We start from the raw sequence: 18367 nt of genomic DNA, 5'->3' as shown, positions 1-18367 counted from the left end.
GTTGTGTGACAGCAGGTACAGGGGGCGCGTTCTGCTGGGGAACGGCGCGAACAGAGCAATGGGGGGCGGCTGTGAGCCACGAATTGATCGATGGCCGGTTCCGCATAGGTAACGTCATCGGCAAGGGCAACATGGGGGAGGTTCACCGAGCGGAAGATCTCCAGGCCGCGGACGGCACCCCCGAACGAAGAGTCGCCGTCAAGACGATTCTGCGCCGCCGCACGGGCACCCGGATCGACACCGCCGCCGACCCCAAGGCCGTGGAGCGTTTCGCCCGCGAGGTGCGGATCATGCGCCGCCTCGACCACCGCAACCTCACGCGGCTCATCGACGGCGGAGTCGCCGAGGACAATGACGGCCTGCCCTATCTCGCGATGGAGTTCCTGGACGGCGAGACGTTACGTGACCTCGTCGAGGAGGAGCGGCAGCTCCCCATCTCCTGGGTCGCCGCCATCGGCGCCCAGATCGCGGACGGCCTCGCCGCCGCGCACACCGCCGGCATCGTCCACCGTGACCTGAAGCCCGCCAACGTCATGCTGACCCAGGGCGGCACGGTCAAGGTCCTCGACTTCGGAATGGGCCGCATCGTCGACGACCCCGACGAGACCCGGTTGACCAGTACGGGCGTCAGCGTGGGTACCGCCCGTTACATGGCTCCCGAGCAGTTCCGGGCCAACCAGGTCACTCAGGCCGCCGATCTATACGCGCTGGGCTGCGTCCTCTACGAAATGCTCGTCGGCGTCCCCCCGTTCACAAGCGAGTCCCCCTACGAACTCGCCCGTAAGCATGTGGGGGAAGCTCCGACGCCCATCGCGGTGATCCGCACGGGGGTCCCCGCCGAGCTCGCCCGTCTCGTAGACCGGCTGCTCGCCAAGGATCCGGCAGACCGCCCCGTGGATGCCGTGGCCGTCCGTGGCGCGCTGCTTCCGCTGGCGGGACAGGCAGAGGACAACGCCTCGCAGATGCCGCACTGGAGCGCTCTGGATCCGACCCGTCCCCTGCGCGAGGACGGCGCCGAGACCCCCGCCCGTCCGGCCACCGCCGAGGAACCCGCCCCGCAGCCCGTGCCGGTGACCGCTTCCGGAGCCGGCATGGATGTCTTCGGCGTCCATCGCACGCTCATCGAGGACTACCGCCTCTTCACCGAAGGCGGCACGGTCATCCGGGATGAGCGCATCGAGGCGTTCGTCGAGGATGACCTCAACGCCAAGTCGCAGTGGCCCAACCCCTGGCTCTCGCTCAACCCGTTCTTCAGGAGCGGCGGCACGGTCGCCGAACTGTCCGGACAGGGCGTGCTGCACGAGGAGTGCGCCCGGATCTTCCAGGCCGGGAAGACCGAAGGCGGCACGGTGTGCGACGGCCGTCCCCTGACGCTCCACCAGCACCAGAGCGCGGCCGTCGAGGCCGCCACGTCCGGCGCGTCGTACGTGCTGACGACCGGCACCGGCTCCGGCAAGTCGCTGGCGTACATCGTTCCGATCGTGAACAAGGCGCTCCGGCAGCGGGACGCCGAAGGGCCCACGGCCCGCAAGCGGGTGCGGGCCATCATCGTGTATCCGATGAACGCGCTCGCCAACAGCCAGCTCAGGGAGCTGGAGAAGTATCTGCGCGACGGTTACGGCGCGGGACGCGAGCCGGTCACCTTCGCCCGGTACACGGGCCAGGAGGACGACGAGAAGCGAAAGGAGATCCGCGACAATCCGCCCGACATCCTGCTCACCAACTACGTGATGTTGGAACTGATGCTGACCCGCCCCGCCGACCGGGCCAGCCTCATCACGATGGCGCGCGGCCTGGAGTTCCTGGTCTTCGACGAGCTGCACACCTACCGCGGCAGGCAGGGCGCCGACGTGGCCCTGCTGATCCGTCGCGTCCGCGAGGCCTGCCAGGCGGCGGACCTGCAATGCATCGGCACGTCGGCCACCATGTCGACGGAAGGGCCCCTCGACGACCAGAAGAAGGTCGTCGCCGATGTGGCGAGCACCTTGTTCGGTACGACGGTGCACCCCGAGCACGTCATCGGCGAGACCCTGGTCCGCGCGACCGGCGATACGCCGGGCACCGTCCCCGCCAGCCGCCTCACCTCACCCGCCGCGCCGCGCGCGTACGACGATCTGGTGCGCGACCCGCTGGCCCGCTGGATCGAGACCCGTTTCGGCCTGGCCACCGACGAGGCCACGGGGCGGCTGGTGCGCCGGCGGCCCACGAAGATCGAGGTCGCCGCGGCGGAGCTGGCCGAGGAGTCCGGGGTCGGCGAGGACGAGTGCGCCGCCGCCATCCGCGCCACCCTGGAGGCCGGTGCGCAGGCGAGGCATCCGGTGACGGACCGGCCGCTGTTCGCGTTCCGCCTGCACCAGTTCCTCTCCAAGGGCGACACCGTGTACGTCACCCTGGAGGACAAGCTCTCCCGTCATCTCACCCGCTCCTACCAGCTCGAACAGCCGGGCAGCGGCGGCAAGCTGCTGATGCCGCTGGCGTTCTGCCGCGAGTGCGGCCAGGAATACCTGACGGTGTGGCGCAACGAGAAGGACGGAGAGGTCCGGTACGAGGCGCGCCGTGATACCTCGGCGACGGGCGGGCGGCAGGGCGACGGCTATCTGTACGTCGACCACGAGCGCGGCTGGCCGTCCGACACCCAGTACGCGGTGGACGACCGCCGGCTGCCCGAGTCCTGGCTGGAGCTGGACGACAAGGGCCAGGAGGTGGTGAGGAAGTCGTACCGCGACCGGGTGCCGCGTGCCGTCACCGTCGACCCGCTCGGCTACGAGGGCCGAGGCGAGCTCCGGGCCGCGTTCATCCCGTCCCCGTTCCTGTTCTGCCTGCAATGCGGGGTGGCGTACGAGCAGACGCGCGGCCGGGACTTCGCGAAGCTGGCAACGCTCGACCAGGAGGGCCGATCCTCCGCGACCTCCCTGATATCGGCGTCGGTGGTGCGGTCGCTGAAGTCGGTGCCGGAAAAGGCCCTGGACGAGGAGGCGCGCAAGCTCCTCACCTTCGTCGACAACCGGCAGGACGCGTCCCTCCAGGCCGGCCACTTCAACGACTTCGTCCAGATCACCCAGTTGCGCGGCGCGCTGTACCGGGCGGCCGTGGACGCGGGCGAGGACGGCATCCACCACGAGGAACTTGCCTCCGCGGTGACGAACGCGCTCGCCATCGACCCGGCCGACTACACCGGTGAGAGCGATCTCCCGCCGTCGCTCGCCCGCAACGCCGCCAAGACGCTCCGCGATGTGATCGCCTTCCGTCTCTACCTGGACCTGGAGCGCGGCTGGCGCATCACCATGCCCAACTTGGAGCAGACCGGCCTGCTGGAGATCGACTACGAGGATCTGGCCTGGGTGGCGGGCAAGCAGGACCGGTGGGAGGCCACGCATCAGGCGCTGCGTGACGCGGACCCGGCACTGCGCGCCGAGATCATGAAGGCGCTGCTCAACGAGATGCGCCGTTCCCTCGCCATCGACGTGTCGTACTTCCGTGACGACTTCGACTCGCTCCAGCGGGCGAGCGAGGAGCGGCTGGTGGACCCGTGGGTGTTGTCGGCGTCCGACAAGCCGAGGGTCGGCACCGCCTATCCCCATCCCTCGCGTCCGGGTCTGGACCGCTCCAGTCTGTTCCTGTCCGCACGCGGCAAGTTCGGCAAGTACCTGCGGCGCGCGGACCGGTCCTTCAAGGAGCTGGACACCGGCGATCTCCAGCTCGTCATCGAGGAGCTGCTGAAGGTCCTGAGCAAGGCGGGCCTGGTGAAGGAGGTCTCCGACGCTCCGCAGCGCGCGGGCCGCTACCGCAGGCCGACCGCCCCCGCCGCGACCGGCTACCGGGTGGCCGCGCAATCGCTCATCTGGCGTGCGGGCAAGGGCGAGACGGGCACCCACGACCCGCTGACCCGCACCTACCCCAGCGGTGAAGGGCCGCGCGTGAACACGTTCTTCCGTGACCTGTACCAGGACGCCGCGGGTGCGCTGTCCGGGCTGTTCGCCCGCGAGCACACCGCGCAGGTCGCGCCGGAGGAGCGGGAGAAGCGCGAGGAGGCGTTCCGCAAGGCGAAGCTGAAACTGCTGTACTGCTCGCCGACGATGGAGCTGGGTGTCGACATCTCCTCGCTGAACGCGGTGATGATGCGCAACGTGCCGCCCACGCCCGCGAACTACGCGCAGCGCTCGGGCCGTGCGGGCCGCAGTGGCCAGCCCGCCCTGGTGACCACGTACTGCGCGACGGGCAACAGCCACGACCAGTACTACTTCCGCCGCTCGGAGCGGATGGTGGCGGGCGCGGTCGCCCCGCCCCGCCTGGACCTCGCCAACGAGGACCTGGTCCTTTCCCACCTCCAGGGCATCTGGATCGCCGAGGCCGGCCTGAAGCTGGGCCGCGCCATCCCCGAAGTCCTCGACGTGTCGTACCCGGACACCGGCGACCGCCCGGACCCCGCCCTGGAGCTGCTGCCCGACATCCTGGCGGCCTCCCGCGACGAGAGCGCCCAGCGACGCACCGTCGACGCCGCCTTACGAGTCCTGGGCCCGCTGCTGCCGGACTTCGTGGACACGACGTGGTGGCACGACGACTGGATCCAGGACAAGGTCCGCACCGTGCCGGAGCGGTTCGACGATGCCTTCGAGCGGTGGCGCAAGCTGTTCCGGGCCGCGCTCGACGACCAGTACATCCAGAACAAGCGCCGCCTCGACTACAGCCTCACCGAGAGCGACCGCAACCGGGCCAACGCCCGCCGCCGTGAGGCGGAGACGCAGCTCAATCTGCTGATGAACGAGAGCGCCGACAGCAAGTCGGTCCTCTCGGACTTCAACCCCTACCGGTACCTGGCGTCCGAGGGCTTCCTGCCCGGCTACAGCTTCCCGCGACTGCCGCTCGCCGCGTACATCCCCACGGTGGGACGCCGCCGAGGCGACGGCGACTACCTCCAGCGGCCCCGCTTCCTCGCCATCCGGGAGTTCGGTCCCGGCGCCCTCATCTACCACGAGGGCGCCCGCTACCAGGTCACGCGCATCCAGCTCCCGCCGGACTCCTCCGGCGACCTGGCCACCAGCCAGGCCCGCCGCTGCGCGCAGTGCGGTTACCACCACGACCCGGAAGAGCGCGCCGACCGCTGCGAGATGTGCGGCGAGCCCCTGGGTGCCCCGACCTACGGCCTGCTGCACCTGCACACCGTGTACACGACCCGCCGTGAGCGGATCTCCTCCGACGAGGAGGAGCGGCGCCGCGCCGGCTACAAGTTGGAGACGTCGTACCGCTTCCACGACCACGGCGCCCGCAAGGGCCGGCTGAACGCCTCCGTCTCCGACGCCTCCGGCACACCCGTCGCCGAGCTGGCGTACGGGGACTCGGCGACGGTGCGCATCACCAACACCAGCCGGGTGCGCGCCAAGAACGACGAGCCGCCGGGCTACTGGCTCGACCTGGCCGACGGCCGCTGGATGAACGACAAGGACGCCGCCGAGGCGTCCGGCGACTCCGGCGAACTGCCCAGGATCGACGCGGACGGCAACGAGCGGCGCCGCAAGAAGCGGGTCATCCCTTTCGTGGAGGACCGCCGCAACATCCTCGTCGTGACCCTCGACGAGCCGCTGCCGGAACCGGTCGCGGTGTCCGTGATGTACGCCCTCGAGCGGGGCATCGAGGCCGCGTTCGAACTGGAGGACGTGGAGCTGTCCGGCGAACTCCTGCCACCGGACGACGGCCCCCGCAACCGCATCCTGTTCATGGAGGCCGCCGAGGGCGGCGCGGGTGTGCTGCGCCGTCTCCAGTCGGAGAAGGACGCACTGGCGAAGGCGGCCCGGCAGGCCCTCGCCATCTGCCACTTCGACGAGGACGGCACCGACCTGCGCGGCCCGCACCCGGACCGGCCGTGCGCGCTCGGCTGCTACGAGTGCCTGCTGACCTACGGCAACCAGCTCAACCACGCCCTGATCAACCGGCACGCGGCGCGCGACCTGCTGGTGCGGCTCGCGTCGGCGACGGCGGCGAAGGAAGCGCGGAGCGAGTCCCGTTCCGAGCGGTTCAAGCGGCTCCTCGACCAGGTGCCCGCCACACCCACGGCGGTGGAAACCGCGGTCCGCGAGGCCGTCGCGCAGGACAACCTCCTCACCTGGCTGAAGGCCCGCGGCCTCCGGCTCCCCGACGAGGGCGAAACGCTGATCACCGAGGCCAACGTCCTGGCGGACTACGTGTACCGGCTGCCCGGGGTCAACCTCGCCGTGTTCGTCGACCTGCCGGACACCGAGACGACGGCGCTGCGCGACGAGGAGGCCGAGGAGCGGCTGCTCGACGCGCGCTGGGACGTCATCCGCTTCCCGCACGACGCCGACTGGGACGACATCGTCGCACCCCACCCCCGCTACTTCGGCACGCCGTCCGCCCGCTGAACGCATCCCCCGAGGACTTGACGATTCACATGGCACCCACATACTCCGCCGGATCCCTGGTGACCGCCCGCGGCCGCGAATGGGTGGTGCTCCCGGAGAGCGAACCCGACCTGCTCGTGCTGCGCCCGCTCGGCGGCTCCGACGACGACATCGCCGCCGTGTTCCCCGCGATCGAGAAGGTGACGGGCGCCGAGTTCGCTCCCCCCGAGCCGAGTGACCTCGGCGACCAGCGCGCGGCGGGCCTGTTGCGCACGGCGCTGCGCATCGGTTTCCGCTCGGGGGCGGGCCCGTTCCGCTCCCTGGCCGGGATCGCGGTGGAGCCCCGCGCGTACCAGCTCGTGCCGCTGCTGATGGCCGTGCGCCAGCAGACCGTACGGATGCTGATCTCCGATGACGTCGGTATCGGCAAGACGATCGAAGCGGGCCTGATCGCGAGCGAACTCCTCGCGCAGGGCGAGGCGACCGGATTAGCCGTGCTCTGCTCCCCTGCGCTCGCCGAGCAGTGGCAGCAGGAGCTGCGCGGCAAGTTCGGCATCGACGCGGAACTGGTCCTCGCCTCCACGGTGTCGCGCCTGGAGCGGGGCCTGGACCTGGGCCAGTCCCTCTTCGACAAGTATCCGCACGTCATCGTCTCGACGGACTTCATCAAGTCCACGCGCCACCGCGACGACTTCGTCCGGCACTGCCCCGACCTGGTGATCGTGGACGAGGCACACACGTGCGTGGCCGCCGACGACACCTCCGCCGGGTCGCAGAACCAGCTCCGCTACGAACTCCTCCGCCGCGTCGCGCAGGACGAGACCCGGCATCTGCTCCTGGTCACGGCGACGCCGCACAGCGGCAAGGAGTCCGCGTTCCGCAACCTGCTGGGCCTGGTCAAACCGGAACTGGCGACCGTGAGCCTGGAGTCGAAAGCCGGACGGACGCTCCTCGCCCAGCACTTCGTGGCGCGCAAGCGGGCGGACGTACGCCAGTACCTCACCAAGGAGGACGGACTCGGCGACGACAGCCTCGCCGAGCGGACCGCGTTCCCCTCGGACCGCTACTTCAAGGACGAGACGTACAAGCTGTCCCCGGCCTACCGCGCCCTGCTCGACGACGCCATCGCGTACGCGAGCGAGCGCGTCGAGGCGGCCGACAGCCAGGGTCGGCGGGAGGCGCGGATCGCCTGGTGGTCGGCCATCGCCCTGCTGCGTTCGCTGGTGTCCTCGCCCCGGGCGGCGGCGCAGACGCTGCGGACCCGCTCGGCCGCGGCGGTGGCCGCGTCAGCGGAGGAGGCCGACCGGCTGGGCGCCCCGCTGACCAGCGACTCGGCGGACAGCGACGCGCTGGAAGGCATGGACGTGGCGCCCGGCGCGGAGACGGACACCGAAGCGGCGGCGGAGAACGCCGGATCGCGCTTGGCCGAACTCGCGGACCGGGCGGCGCAGCTGGAGGGCGTGAAGCATGACCTGAAGCTGAAGGCGCTCATCAAGCATCTTCAGGCGCTGCTCGCCGACGGCCACAACCCGATCGTGTTCTGCCGCTACATCCCGACCGCGGAATACCTGGCCGCACATCTGGCCAACGACCCGGAGACCAAGAAACGGGGCCCGCTCGGCGCGAGGACCGTGGTCAAGGCGGTCACCGGCACCCTCTCCCCGCAGCAGCGCGTGGAGCGCATCGAACAGCTCGCGACGGAGGCGGGCGACGACCCCGCCGCCCGCCGGGTCCTGATCGCCACCGACTGCCTGTCCGAGGGCGTCAACCTCCAGCACCACTTCGACGCCGTCCTCCACTACGACCTGGCCTGGAACCCGACCCGCCACGACCAGCGCGAGGGCCGCGTCGACCGGTACGGCCAGAAGAAGGACCAAGTCCGCGTCGTCACCCTGTACGGCGACGACAACGGCATCGACGGCAAGGTCCTCGAAGTCCTCATCAAGAAGCACCGGCAGATCAAGAAGGACCTCGGCATCTCCGTCTCCGTCCCCGACGAGATGTCCACCGGCGTCACGGACGCGATCGTGGAGTGGCTGCTCGTACGCGGCCGACAAGGCGAGCAGCAGACCCTGTTCGACTCGGACGACTTCCAGCAGAGCTTCGCGGACCTGGACAAGGACTGGAACTCGGCCGCCGACCGCGAGAAGGCGTCCCGTTCGCGGTTCGCGCAGCGCTCCATCCACCCGGAGGAGGTGGCCCGCGAGGTCGCCGCGATCCGGGACGCGCTGGGCGGCGCTGGCGAGATCCACACCTTCGTACGGGAATCGCTGGGCGCGCTCAACGCGGTGCTGCGGGGGGACGGTGACGACTTCACGGCCCAGGTGGGCGGCGCCCCGGCCGGCCTGCGGGACGCGCTCGCGCCCGTCGTCGGACCGGAGGCCATCGAGAAGGACCGCCCGATCCCGTTCCGCACCGACCCGGCGGTCGCACGAGGCGAGGCCGCCTTGGTGCGCACGGACCCCGTCGTCGGCGCCCTCGCGGCCCACGTCCTGAACGCCGCCCTGGACACCCAGGCCGACGGCGCGCGCCCGGCCCGCCGCTGCGGCGTCATCACCACGGACGCGGTGGCGACGCGTACGACGCTGCTGCTGGTCCGCTACCGCTTCCACCTCACTCTGCCGTCCCGGCGCGGCGAGAAGCAGCTCGTCGCGGAGGACGCCCGGCTGCTGGCCTTCCAGGGCTCCCCGAAGAACGCGGTGTGGCTGCCGCCGGAGGAGGCGGCGGCCCTGCTGGACGCGACCGCCTCCGAGAACACCGATCCGCACTTCGGCGAGCGCACCATGACCCGGATACTCGCCCAGCTTCCCGACGCCTCGGGGCACCTGGAGGCATACGGCGATGAACTGGCCGCCGAGCTGGACGCCTCGCACCGCCGGGTGCGGTCCGCCTCCGGCGAGATCGTCCGGGGCCTGTCCGTCACCGCCCAGAAGCCCGCCGACGTCCTCGGCGCGTACGTCTACCTGCCCGCCGCGCCCGCCGCTTCCGCCCCGGGGCCCGCCACCACTGGCGCCGCCACGTCCGGTTCCGCCGCTTCCGCTGGAGTGTCCGCCTGATGTCCGCCACCACCCGCAACCAGGTGTTCTCCGCCGTCCACACCGTCGGCGCGCTGCTCCCGGCCGACATGCTGGTCAGGATCTCCGAGGGCAAGGACGTTCCGGGCTCGAAGCCCGCCGACTACGGCCTGCCGTCGTCCCGCTCGGTACGGGACGAGGCCGAGCGCAGCTGGGAATACCTCAAGCCGCTCTGGCGCGAGCTGCGCAAGCGGCTCCCCGAGGACCCGGCCACGGGCCTCCCGGCCGCCGACCCGACGGGCATCGCCCCGGCCGACTGGCTGGCCCCGCTCTGGCGCGAGCTGGGCTTCGGACGGCTGACGGCGATCGGGGCGGGTGGCGTCACGGCCGACTCCGACGCGGAGAAGAGCTTTGACGTCTCCCACCGATGGCAGCACACCCTCGTCCACCAGAGCACCTGGAACGCCGACCTGGACAAGCGGCCCGGCGGCGCGGGCACGGTCCCGCCGCAGTCGATGCTTCAGGAGTGCCTGAACCGGACCGAGGCACACCTGTGGGGCATGCTCACCAACGGCCGCCAGGTCCGTCTGCTGCGCGACTCCAGCGCACTGGCCACGGCGTCTTACGTCGAGTTCGACCTTGAGGCCATCTTCGACGGCGAGCTGTTCAGCGAGTTCGTGCTGCTGTACCGGCTGCTGCACGTATCGAGGTTTGAGGTCGCGGAAGACGCCGCGCCGTCGGCCTGCTGGCTGGAGAAGTGGCGTACGGAGGCGATCGCGTCGGGGACGCGGGCGCTGGACCAGCTCCGCAAGGGCGTCCAGACGGCGATCACCACGCTCGGCACGGGCTTCCTCAAGCACCCCGACAACCGCGAACTGCGCGAGACGCTGGACGTCACGACCTTCCACTACGCGCTGCTGCGCCTGGTCTACCGGCTGCTGTTCCTGTTCGTGGCCGAGGACCGGGAGGTGCTGCTGTCACCGTCGGCGGACTCCACGGCCAAGAAACGCTATGCCACGTACTTCTCCTCCGCCCGGTTACGACGGCACGCCCAGCGGCGCCGGGGTACCGCTCACGGCGACCTTTACCAGGCGCTGCGGTTCGTCCTCTCCGGTCTCGGGAACGACGACGGCCGCCCGGAGCTGGGCCTGCCGGGCCTCGGCGGCATCTTCGACGACCTTGAGGCCGACAAGCTCCTGCACGATCTTGCTCTGTCGAACGAGCCGCTGCTGGAAGCCGTACGCGCGCTGTCGATCGTGCGCGACGCCGGTTCGAAGCGAAACCGCGTGGTCGACTACCGCCACCTGGACGCCGAGGAACTCGGCTCCATCTACGAGTCCCTGCTGGAGCTCGTCCCCCAGCACAACGCCACCGAGCGCACCTTCGAACTCGTGGAGCTGGCGGGCAACGCCCGCAAGACGACCGGCTCGTACTACACCCCGTCCTCGCTGATCGACTGCCTGCTCGACTCCGCGCTCGACCCGGTCATCGACGACGCGGTCAAGCGCGGCGAGATCCGCGCCACGCGCTCGGGTCAGCCGGACCCTCGCGATGCCATCGCTGAGGAGCTGCTGTCGCTGACGGTCTGCGACCCCGCCTGTGGTTCCGGGCACTTCCTGGTGGCCGCCGCACGCCGCATCGCCAAGCGCCTGGCGGCCGTGCGGGAGCAGAACCCCGAGCCCACGCTGGACGCCGTACGGCACGCCCTGCACGAGGTCGTGGCGCGCTGCATCTACGGCGTGGACCTCAACCCCATGGCGGTGGAGCTGGCCAAGGTGTCGCTGTGGCTGGAGGCATTGGAGCCGGGGAAGCCGCTGGGCTTCCTGGACGCTCATGTGAAGCACGGCAACGCGCTCATCGGTGCGACTCCGGCGTTGCTCGCGGGCGGTATACCTGACGACGCCTTCAAGCCGATCGAGGGTGACGACAAGAAGATCGCTTCCGCTGTGAAGAAGCGGAACGCAAAGGAACGCGGCGGCCAGCTCAGCTTCCACACCGAAGAGCGCATCTGGGTGTCCAACGCGGCCTTCGCGGCGCACCTGCGGGACATCACGGTCGCGTCGGCGGAAACCCTGCGGGACGTGCGTCTGCAGTCGAGCCGCTTCCGCGATCTGGAGCAGTCGGCGGACTACCTCCGCGCCCTTCACGTCGCCGATGCTTGGTGTGCGGCGTTTGTGTGGCCGAAGTGGCAAGGGGCGCCAACTCCCGTCACCGAGGGGGTCTTCCGCGACCTCCAGAGCCCCGGCGCGGGCATCCCGGTGACGACGGACAAGGAGATCACCCGCCTCGCCCAGCAGCACCGGTTCTTCCACTGGCACCTGGAGTTCCCCGAGGTGTTCCACGTCCCCGAGGCTGCGAACACCGACGTTGATCCTGATGTTGGGTGGGCTGGGGGCTTCTCGTGTGTACTGGGCAACCCGCCGTGGGAGCGCATCAAGCTTCAGGAGCAGGAGTTCTTCGCCCAGCGAGACGTGTCCATCGCCACCGCGAAGAACGCTGCCGCGCGCAAAAAGCTCATCGCGGCACTCCCGGAGACAAATCCTGACCTTCACACCGAGTTCACCACGGCCAAACGGCGTGCGGAGGGCGAGAGCCAGTTCCTGCGTTCCTCACTGCGCTATCCGCTCACCGGACGTGGGGACATCAACACCTACGCCGTCTTCGCGGAGACCGCTCGGAACATGCTCCATCCAACGGGTCAATCCGGCCTCGTTCTGCCCATCGGCATCGGCACGGATGCCACAACCGCCCCCTTCTTCTCGGACCTGGTCAGAGGGAGGAAGCTTGTCTCTTATCTCGGATTTGAGAACGAGGGGTACATTCTTAGCCGGGATGTCGATCACCGCGTCAACTTTTGCCTGCTGGCGATGGCGGGTCGTTCCTCGCAAGTCTCCCAGGCGTTCTTCTCCTCGAAGGTCCGCTACATGGAGGAGCTGCCAGACCGGCGCTTCAGCATGAGCCCTGAGGACATCCTGCTCGTCAACCCGAACACCGGCTCCTCTCCCACCTTCCGGACCCCTCGTGATGCCGAAATTACCCTTGGCATCTATCGGCGTGTTCCGGTGCTCATCAAGGAAGGCGACGAGCACGGAAATCCCTGGGGCCTGTCGTTCATGACCATGTTCCACATGTCGAACGACTCGGGCCTCTTCCGCACCCGCGAGGAGCTTGAGGCGGAGGGCTGGAGCTTAGAAGGGAACATCTTCATCAAGCCGGAATCTCGCATGCTCCCGCTGTACGAAGCGAAGATGCTTCACCACTACGACCACCGGCTCGGTACGTATGAGCGTCAGACCGAAGCGCAGGCCAATATGGGCACGCTGCCGCGACTGACACCGCAGCAGCAGGATGATCCAACCGTCACCGCTCTCACCCGTTACTGGGTTCCCGAATCCGAAGTCAGTGCAAAGCTGTCTTCTAAGTCGTGGACCAGCGAGTGGCTTCTTGGGTGGCGCGACATAACCAACAGCACCAATGAGCGCACAATGATCGCCGCACTTTCCCCCATTGCTGGCTTCGGTCACACCTATCCGCTGCTATTCGTGGAACGCCTCGGCCTCGCCCCGGTGCTCTACGCAAACCTCGCATCGTTTGTCTTCGACTACGTAACCCGCCAAAAAATCGGCGGTACCCACCTCACGTACTCCTACGCCGAGCAGCTTCCTGTCCTGACACCAGATCTGGCTGCTCTTCACTTGCCCTTCGCTGCTCCTCGTGTACTCGAAATCACCTACACCACCTTGGATATGACCCCGTTCGCGCGAGACCTGGGCGACGAAGGAGCTCCGTTCCGCTGGAACGAATTCCGCCGCCAAGTGATCCGCGCCGAACTCGACGCCCTGTTCTTCCACCTCTACGGAATCTCCCGCGAGGACGCCGACTACATCCTCGACACCTTTCCCATCGTCCGCCGCAAGGACGAGGCCAAGTACGGTTCCTACCGCACCAAGGAGCTGATCCTCGCCGAGTATGACCGCATGGCCGCAGCTGGCGTCAGCCTGGAGAACCCGTTGGTGGACGGTGAGAACTACACCTCCACGCTCAACCCGCCCCCAGGCCACGGCCCTCGCCACCCGGCCTGACCCGGGGCACACGGATATCGTGACCGCATGCCGACGACCCACCTCGTAATCATCAGCGACCGCACCGCCCTGAGTTGGGTGCTCACCGAGCAGCGCATGGCCTTCCCTCCCGGCCGGGCGCGTGCGGCGCAGGCCATCGCAGAGGGCGACGAGGTGCTGCTGTACTCCACGCGAGGCTGCTTCGGGAACCCGACCCGCGATCTGGGACGGATCATCGGCCACGCCACCGTGTCCTCACCCGTGCGCAGCCTCGCCGACCCCGTCGTCTTTGGCGACCGAAGCTTCACTGAGGGATGCGAACTGAGCATCCACGGCCTCGCACCCTTCCGTGAAGGCGTCGTGCTACGCGATCACGTAGACCGTCTCAGCGTGTTCCCGGAGCCGAAGCACTGGAGTGTTCGCATGCGACGGGCCTCCCTGTCGCTCCCGGCGGCTGACGCCGACGTACTCCGGGACGAGTTGCGTCCGCTCCTCAAGCCGCACGCGGACGTGGTTGAGGCGTACCGCTGGCCCCGGTAAAAGGGGATGCCAACGGTACGCCTCGGTCTCAGTTCTCCGACGCGAACCGTACGAACTGCGTCCAGCCGTCACGACCAACGGCAAGGCCGGGGCGTGCCACGTCCTTGGAGTCACGGACGTGGACGGCCTCTCCGGTGACGGCCACCTCCACGCAGCTGTCACCCTGACTGCCGCTGTAACTGGACTTGAACCAAGCAAGTTCCGTCGCGCTCATAGCTCTCCTCGCAGTCGCTCCAGCAAGCCCCGAGAGTCTTGGGGAGTCAGGGCTTGCGAGCGCAGTGTGTCATAGCGCTGACAGAGCAGGCTCACCTCTTTCCGGTCGGCGATCAGCCGTCCGTTCTGCTGGCCTTCGGAGTATGCGAGGCGCCGTCCTTCCGGCGTTTCCAACAGCTGCACCGGACCGTCAAGGCACGCGTGCAACCCAGCTTCCAGCGGTACCACTTGCAACTTCACATTGCGCAGTGCACTGTGCTCCAGTACGTGGTCGAGCAAGGCCAGCCTCTGTTCCCTGTCGCCGAACCCGCGCCGGAACACGGACTCCTCCACGATGAAGCTGAATGGGACGTGCGGCCGCGCGCGCAGCATCTTCTGCCGCTCGGTCCGCGCCACAAGCTGGGCCTCCAACTGCTCATCCGTCAGCAGAGGGATGGTGCCCTCGAACACCGCCCGCGCGTAGTCCTCCGACTGCAACAACCCCGGAACCAACCGACACTCATACGTGCACAGGCTCACCGCGATCCGCTCCAGCCGCGCCCACCGCCGGAACCACGCCGCGAACCCCGGGTCGCCCCGCGTCAGGAACTCGGCCGCCTTCCGCAGCGCGCCCGTGTTGCCCGTGGCCTCCTCCGCCCGTTCCACGAACGACTCGTCCGGCATGCGCCGCCCCAGCTCCACCGACGCCACGGTGTGCTTGGAGAATCGGACCAGCTCCCCGAACTGAGCGCGGGTGAGGCCCGCGTGCTCGCGGAGGGCCTGGACGACGGCCCCGAAGGTCCGCAGACTGTCGGAAGGATCGGGCTCCCGTTCCCAGTCGCCGTCTCCGGCCGCACAGGCATGGTCAATCGTCATACGCGGACACCTCCAGGTGCGTCGTACATGCGAGGGCCCCCGCGCTCGACTCACCCAGGGTGACGGATCAACCGGCGTACCGTCCACGGAACGCGCATGTACGCTGACCCTGCGTACGCGGCGCGGTGCTGGCCAGGGCCGATGATCACCCGCCACCGTGGCCGCATGAACGCAAGCACGTCCCAACTCCCGGCCGGTACCCGCACCTTCACCCAACGCCTGTCCTCGACCCGGCGCGGGGCCCGGCTCGCCCGGCTGCTCGCCGCCGAACAGCTCCGCACCTGGCCGGTGCCGCCGACCATCACCGAACGCGCCGAGGGAATCATCGCCGAGCTGGCCAGCAACGCGGCGCTGCACGGCCGCGTCCCCGGCCGGGACTTCCGGCTCGGCCTCACGCTCCAGGAAGCAACGGGGACCCTCCGCATCGAGGTCACCGACACGCGCGGCGAGAAGCTGCCCGCGCTCCAGCCGGTCCCGCCGCCGGACCGGGAGTCCGGACGCGGCCTGCTCCTGGTCGTCGCGCTCGCCGACCGCTGGGGCACGGAGCCTCACGAGCCGGTGGGCAAGACCATCTGGGCGGAACTGGACTCCCGCCCGGGCTGATCACCCGCGGCAGGCAAAGGTCCGGACGGTCAGGTGAGGTCAGGCGGAAAGCTCGCCTTCGATTTCGCCCTCGTCCTCCAGAGAGAGCCCTCCGATGTCGGCCTGCTCACCGTCGGCGTGCCCCTGCCGATAGCCGCTGCCGGTGAAACGCGTGCGCCGGGCCTTACCGAGCTTCGGGTAGCGGGACTTGAGCCGGGCGTCGACCGCCGTGGTCCGGTCGGCGAGGACGAGAGCCACGCTGCGGCCCTGAGCGGCGTCGGCCGCATCGCTCTGCCGGTCCCGTTCGGACTCCTCCCGGGCCACGCGCGCGGCCTCGCCGATACGCCAGGTCACGGCCCGGATGAAGCCGAGCATCCAGGAGCGTTTGTAGGCGCGCCGGTCCTCCTGTGCCGGGCGATGTGCCGCGTCCGCCGCTTCGGCGCCGCGCAGCATCTGCAAGCGCAGGCTCGCGTACAGGACGTCCACGGCGTGCAGGTCCGACTCGAAGCCGAACAGGTGCACCCGGTGCCTGTGCGCTTTGCCGCCCGGGTACACGGCCTGGCAGCGCAGTTCCCTGGCGATGGAGGAGAGGAGCCTCTTGCACTCGCGCATCCAGGGAGCGGTGACCTCGACCACGCGGTCCGCGGGCTGTTCGGAGACCGGGTCGTCGCCATGGAGCATGGCCTGCTCGATGCCGTACTTGGCCATCAGCTCCGTCGCCTTCTGCAGGAAGGCCTCGGACTCCTCCGATGTGGCTCCCGGGTCCTCTGCCTGGCGCAGGATTGCTTTCACCCGGGCCAGCAAGTGCGGGGGGAGGGGGCCGCCGACTGGAGGTGGGGGCGCAGCGGGGCCGCCCGAGCCGTGCGTCCCGGTGGTCCTCGCCGAATCCTGGTGGGTGGAGTCCTCACCACCGTCGGGCGGGCCATCGGACGGGCCGTCGGAACGGTCCGGACGGCCCCACTCATCGGTGTCGGAGCCGGGACCGTCGTCCTCCTCTTCCTCGTGGGCGATCACGTCTGCGAGGTCGCCGACATCCGGCACCAGCGTCCGCAGGTGAGTCAGCGCGCCCCGGGCCCAGTCGGCGGCATCACCGGGACGGACTTCTGCGCGCAGCGACCGGAGGAGGACGAAGTCACCGTCCGCGCCCTGGGCCAGGAATTCAAGGCGTGCGTGGCCGAGTGCGGAAAGGGCGAGCAGTTCGCAGAGGTCGGCGGCGCTGTGCCGGGAGTACCGCAGTGCGATGCCGGGCTCGGGGTACCACTCCTCCGGTCCGTCGGGCGCGTCCGGCCAGTCCAGGTCGAAGAGATCGAACTGCTGGGGGCCGACGACATCGGCGTGTATCCGGATCGCGGAGGACGTCGCCGCGCCCGAGAAGGCCAGCGCGGCCGCACGTTCCTGCGGGGAGGTGACGATGTGGTACCAGACCGGAACGGACCCGCGCATGCCGTGCCAGGTCAGCTCTCCCCGCGCCGCGCGTTCGCCGGCTTCCCGGCGGACTCCGTCCTCAAGTGCCCCTTCCGCCGGAGCACACGCCGACGGCCCGCTCACGCAGTCGAGGAATTCGGCCAGGTACTCGTGTGTGGCACGCGGTGCGGCGAACGCGGCCGTCTGGTACAGGGCGTGCTCGCAGTCCGAGAGCGCGTCGATCACGGGGTCGACGACCTCGTTGAGGTAATTCTCGTCGGCGGACGTGTACAGCTCTTCCAGGAACGCCCCGGTGGCCTTCGAGGCGCCACTCGCGTGCTTCTCGCACCACTCGCCCAGGCGCTCGGCACAGAGCTGCTGTTCGGCGAGGAACTCCAGGTGTCCGGCGTTCTGGAGGACCTCTTCGTAGACGGCCAGGGAGTCCTCGATCGCCTCGACGACCTCCGGCCGGGAGAGGATCGCTTGCCCGAGCAGGTTCAGGGGCTCCGGCCCCGACGCCAGGTGCCCGGCCAGAGAGGAGAGCGACAGCCCGTACTGCTCGGGTGCGCGCTCGGGGTGGTGGACGTCCGCGGTCGCGGCCGTGCGCATGCCCCACCGGGAGATCAGTTCATCATCAGCCTGTGACGGCTTCACCCTCAGCGCCCTGTCCCGCCTCCAGAGCGCGAGAACGAGCTCTTCCCAGCCTTGGGCGTTCCAGGACCAGAGCGCGGGGTCCTCGGCCGCGGTGAGGGCGGAGCGGATCTCGCGTACGGCGCCGCCCAGGTCGTAGCGGTGACCGTTGGGGATCAACAGCTTCAGCCAGGCAACGCTTTCCGACACCGGCTGGACACGCGCTTCGTCCGCCGCGACGCGCGTCAGCACCAGCGCGTTCACCAGTCGCTGGTCGCCCAGGTCGAAAGGGGCCAGGGCGTGCAGCTGAGGACCGAGCTCGGAGAGCTCCTCGCTCAGTTCGGTGACCCGGGCTTGCAGCCAGGCCCTGCGGGCCGTGGCGAAGGCCGAGGCCGAGCCGTGGGTCGCGCCGCGCTCCGTCATGACGTTGTGCCCTCCCCTGGGGGCGTCCGTACCGGACTGCCCCCGCACCGCAGATCGAAAACGAGTCCACATCCTAGGACGCTGGCGACAAGCGGAATCCTGCGGGCGGGGCCGACGCGTGGGGAGCACGCGCGCGCCGACGGACCAGAACGCGTGTGTACACAGATTCGAATGTCTACTCTTCATAAAATACGTTGACAGCGCTAACAGGTTTCCCTCATGGTGGTGGAACCAACGGTGCGGCTGATGTGTCTGAGTTCACCTCAACTCCCGTACGCCGCAAGAGGAG

Annotated in this window: 8 protein-coding genes; 5 read left to right on the top strand and 3 right to left on the bottom strand. The window is 69.3% G+C overall.

The genetic code is table 11. The features are described from left to right. The first annotated feature begins 71 nt into the window (after positions 1–71). Genes ACH4TL_RS07175 through ACH4TL_RS07160 form a run of 4 tightly spaced genes read left to right on the top strand, consistent with a single transcriptional unit; the run spans position 72 to position 13971 of the window. Entirely contained in the window at positions 72–6377 is a 6306-nt protein-coding gene (locus ACH4TL_RS07175) for a protein kinase (protein WP_398310630.1), read from the top strand. 29 nt (positions 6378–6406) lie between these two features. Then, positions 6407–9412 carry a DEAD/DEAH box helicase gene (locus tag ACH4TL_RS07170; protein ID WP_398310633.1) on the top strand — a complete coding sequence of 1002 codons (3006 nt, stop codon included), beginning with the start codon at positions 6407–6409 and terminating at the stop codon, positions 9410–9412. Beyond that, positions 9412–13452, top strand: coding sequence for an Eco57I restriction-modification methylase domain-containing protein (locus ACH4TL_RS07165; protein ID WP_398310636.1), 4041 nt, complete (start codon positions 9412–9414; stop codon positions 13450–13452). Before ACH4TL_RS07170 ends, ACH4TL_RS07165 begins: the two co-directional genes overlap by 1 nt. Positions 13453–13479: 27 nt before the next feature. Beyond that, positions 13480–13971 carry a hypothetical protein gene (locus ACH4TL_RS07160; RefSeq protein WP_398310639.1) on the top strand — a complete coding sequence of 164 codons (492 nt, stop codon included), beginning with the start codon at positions 13480–13482 and terminating at the stop codon, positions 13969–13971. A 28-nt stretch (positions 13972–13999) separates the two neighbouring features. Here the strand turns inward: ACH4TL_RS07160 and ACH4TL_RS07155 are convergent, their stop codons facing one another. Together ACH4TL_RS07155 and ACH4TL_RS07150 are read right to left on the bottom strand one after the other, a co-directional pair. After that, positions 14000–14185: a DUF397 domain-containing protein gene (locus ACH4TL_RS07155; RefSeq protein ID WP_398310642.1), complete on the bottom strand. Its 186-nt coding sequence runs from the start codon at positions 14183–14185 to the stop codon at positions 14000–14002. Beyond that, positions 14182–15039 (bottom strand): Scr1 family TA system antitoxin-like transcriptional regulator, encoded by an 858-nt coding sequence (locus tag ACH4TL_RS07150; RefSeq protein WP_398310645.1) that lies wholly within the window; start codon positions 15037–15039, stop codon positions 14182–14184. The genes ACH4TL_RS07155 and ACH4TL_RS07150 overlap by 4 nt, the downstream gene beginning before the upstream one ends. A 165-nt stretch (positions 15040–15204) precedes the next feature. Between ACH4TL_RS07150 and ACH4TL_RS07145 the strand changes: the two genes are divergently transcribed. Continuing rightward, positions 15205–15642: an ATP-binding protein gene (locus tag ACH4TL_RS07145; RefSeq protein WP_398310648.1), complete on the top strand. Its 438-nt coding sequence runs from the start codon at positions 15205–15207 to the stop codon at positions 15640–15642. Positions 15643–15681: 39 nt separating this feature from the next. Here the strand turns inward: ACH4TL_RS07145 and ACH4TL_RS07140 are convergent, their stop codons facing one another. Continuing rightward, positions 15682–18078, bottom strand: a complete 2397-nt coding sequence (locus tag ACH4TL_RS07140; RefSeq protein WP_398310651.1) for a DUF2786 domain-containing protein — start codon at positions 18076–18078, stop codon at positions 15682–15684. Positions 18079–18367 lie beyond the last annotated feature (289 nt).

Source organism: Streptomyces sp. NPDC021115 (genome assembly GCF_044333065.1).
Taxonomy (GTDB): domain Bacteria; phylum Actinomycetota; class Actinomycetes; order Streptomycetales; family Streptomycetaceae; genus Streptomyces.
Note: the sequence above shows the minus strand (reverse complement) of the source record. Positions and strands in the feature narration are given on the sequence as shown.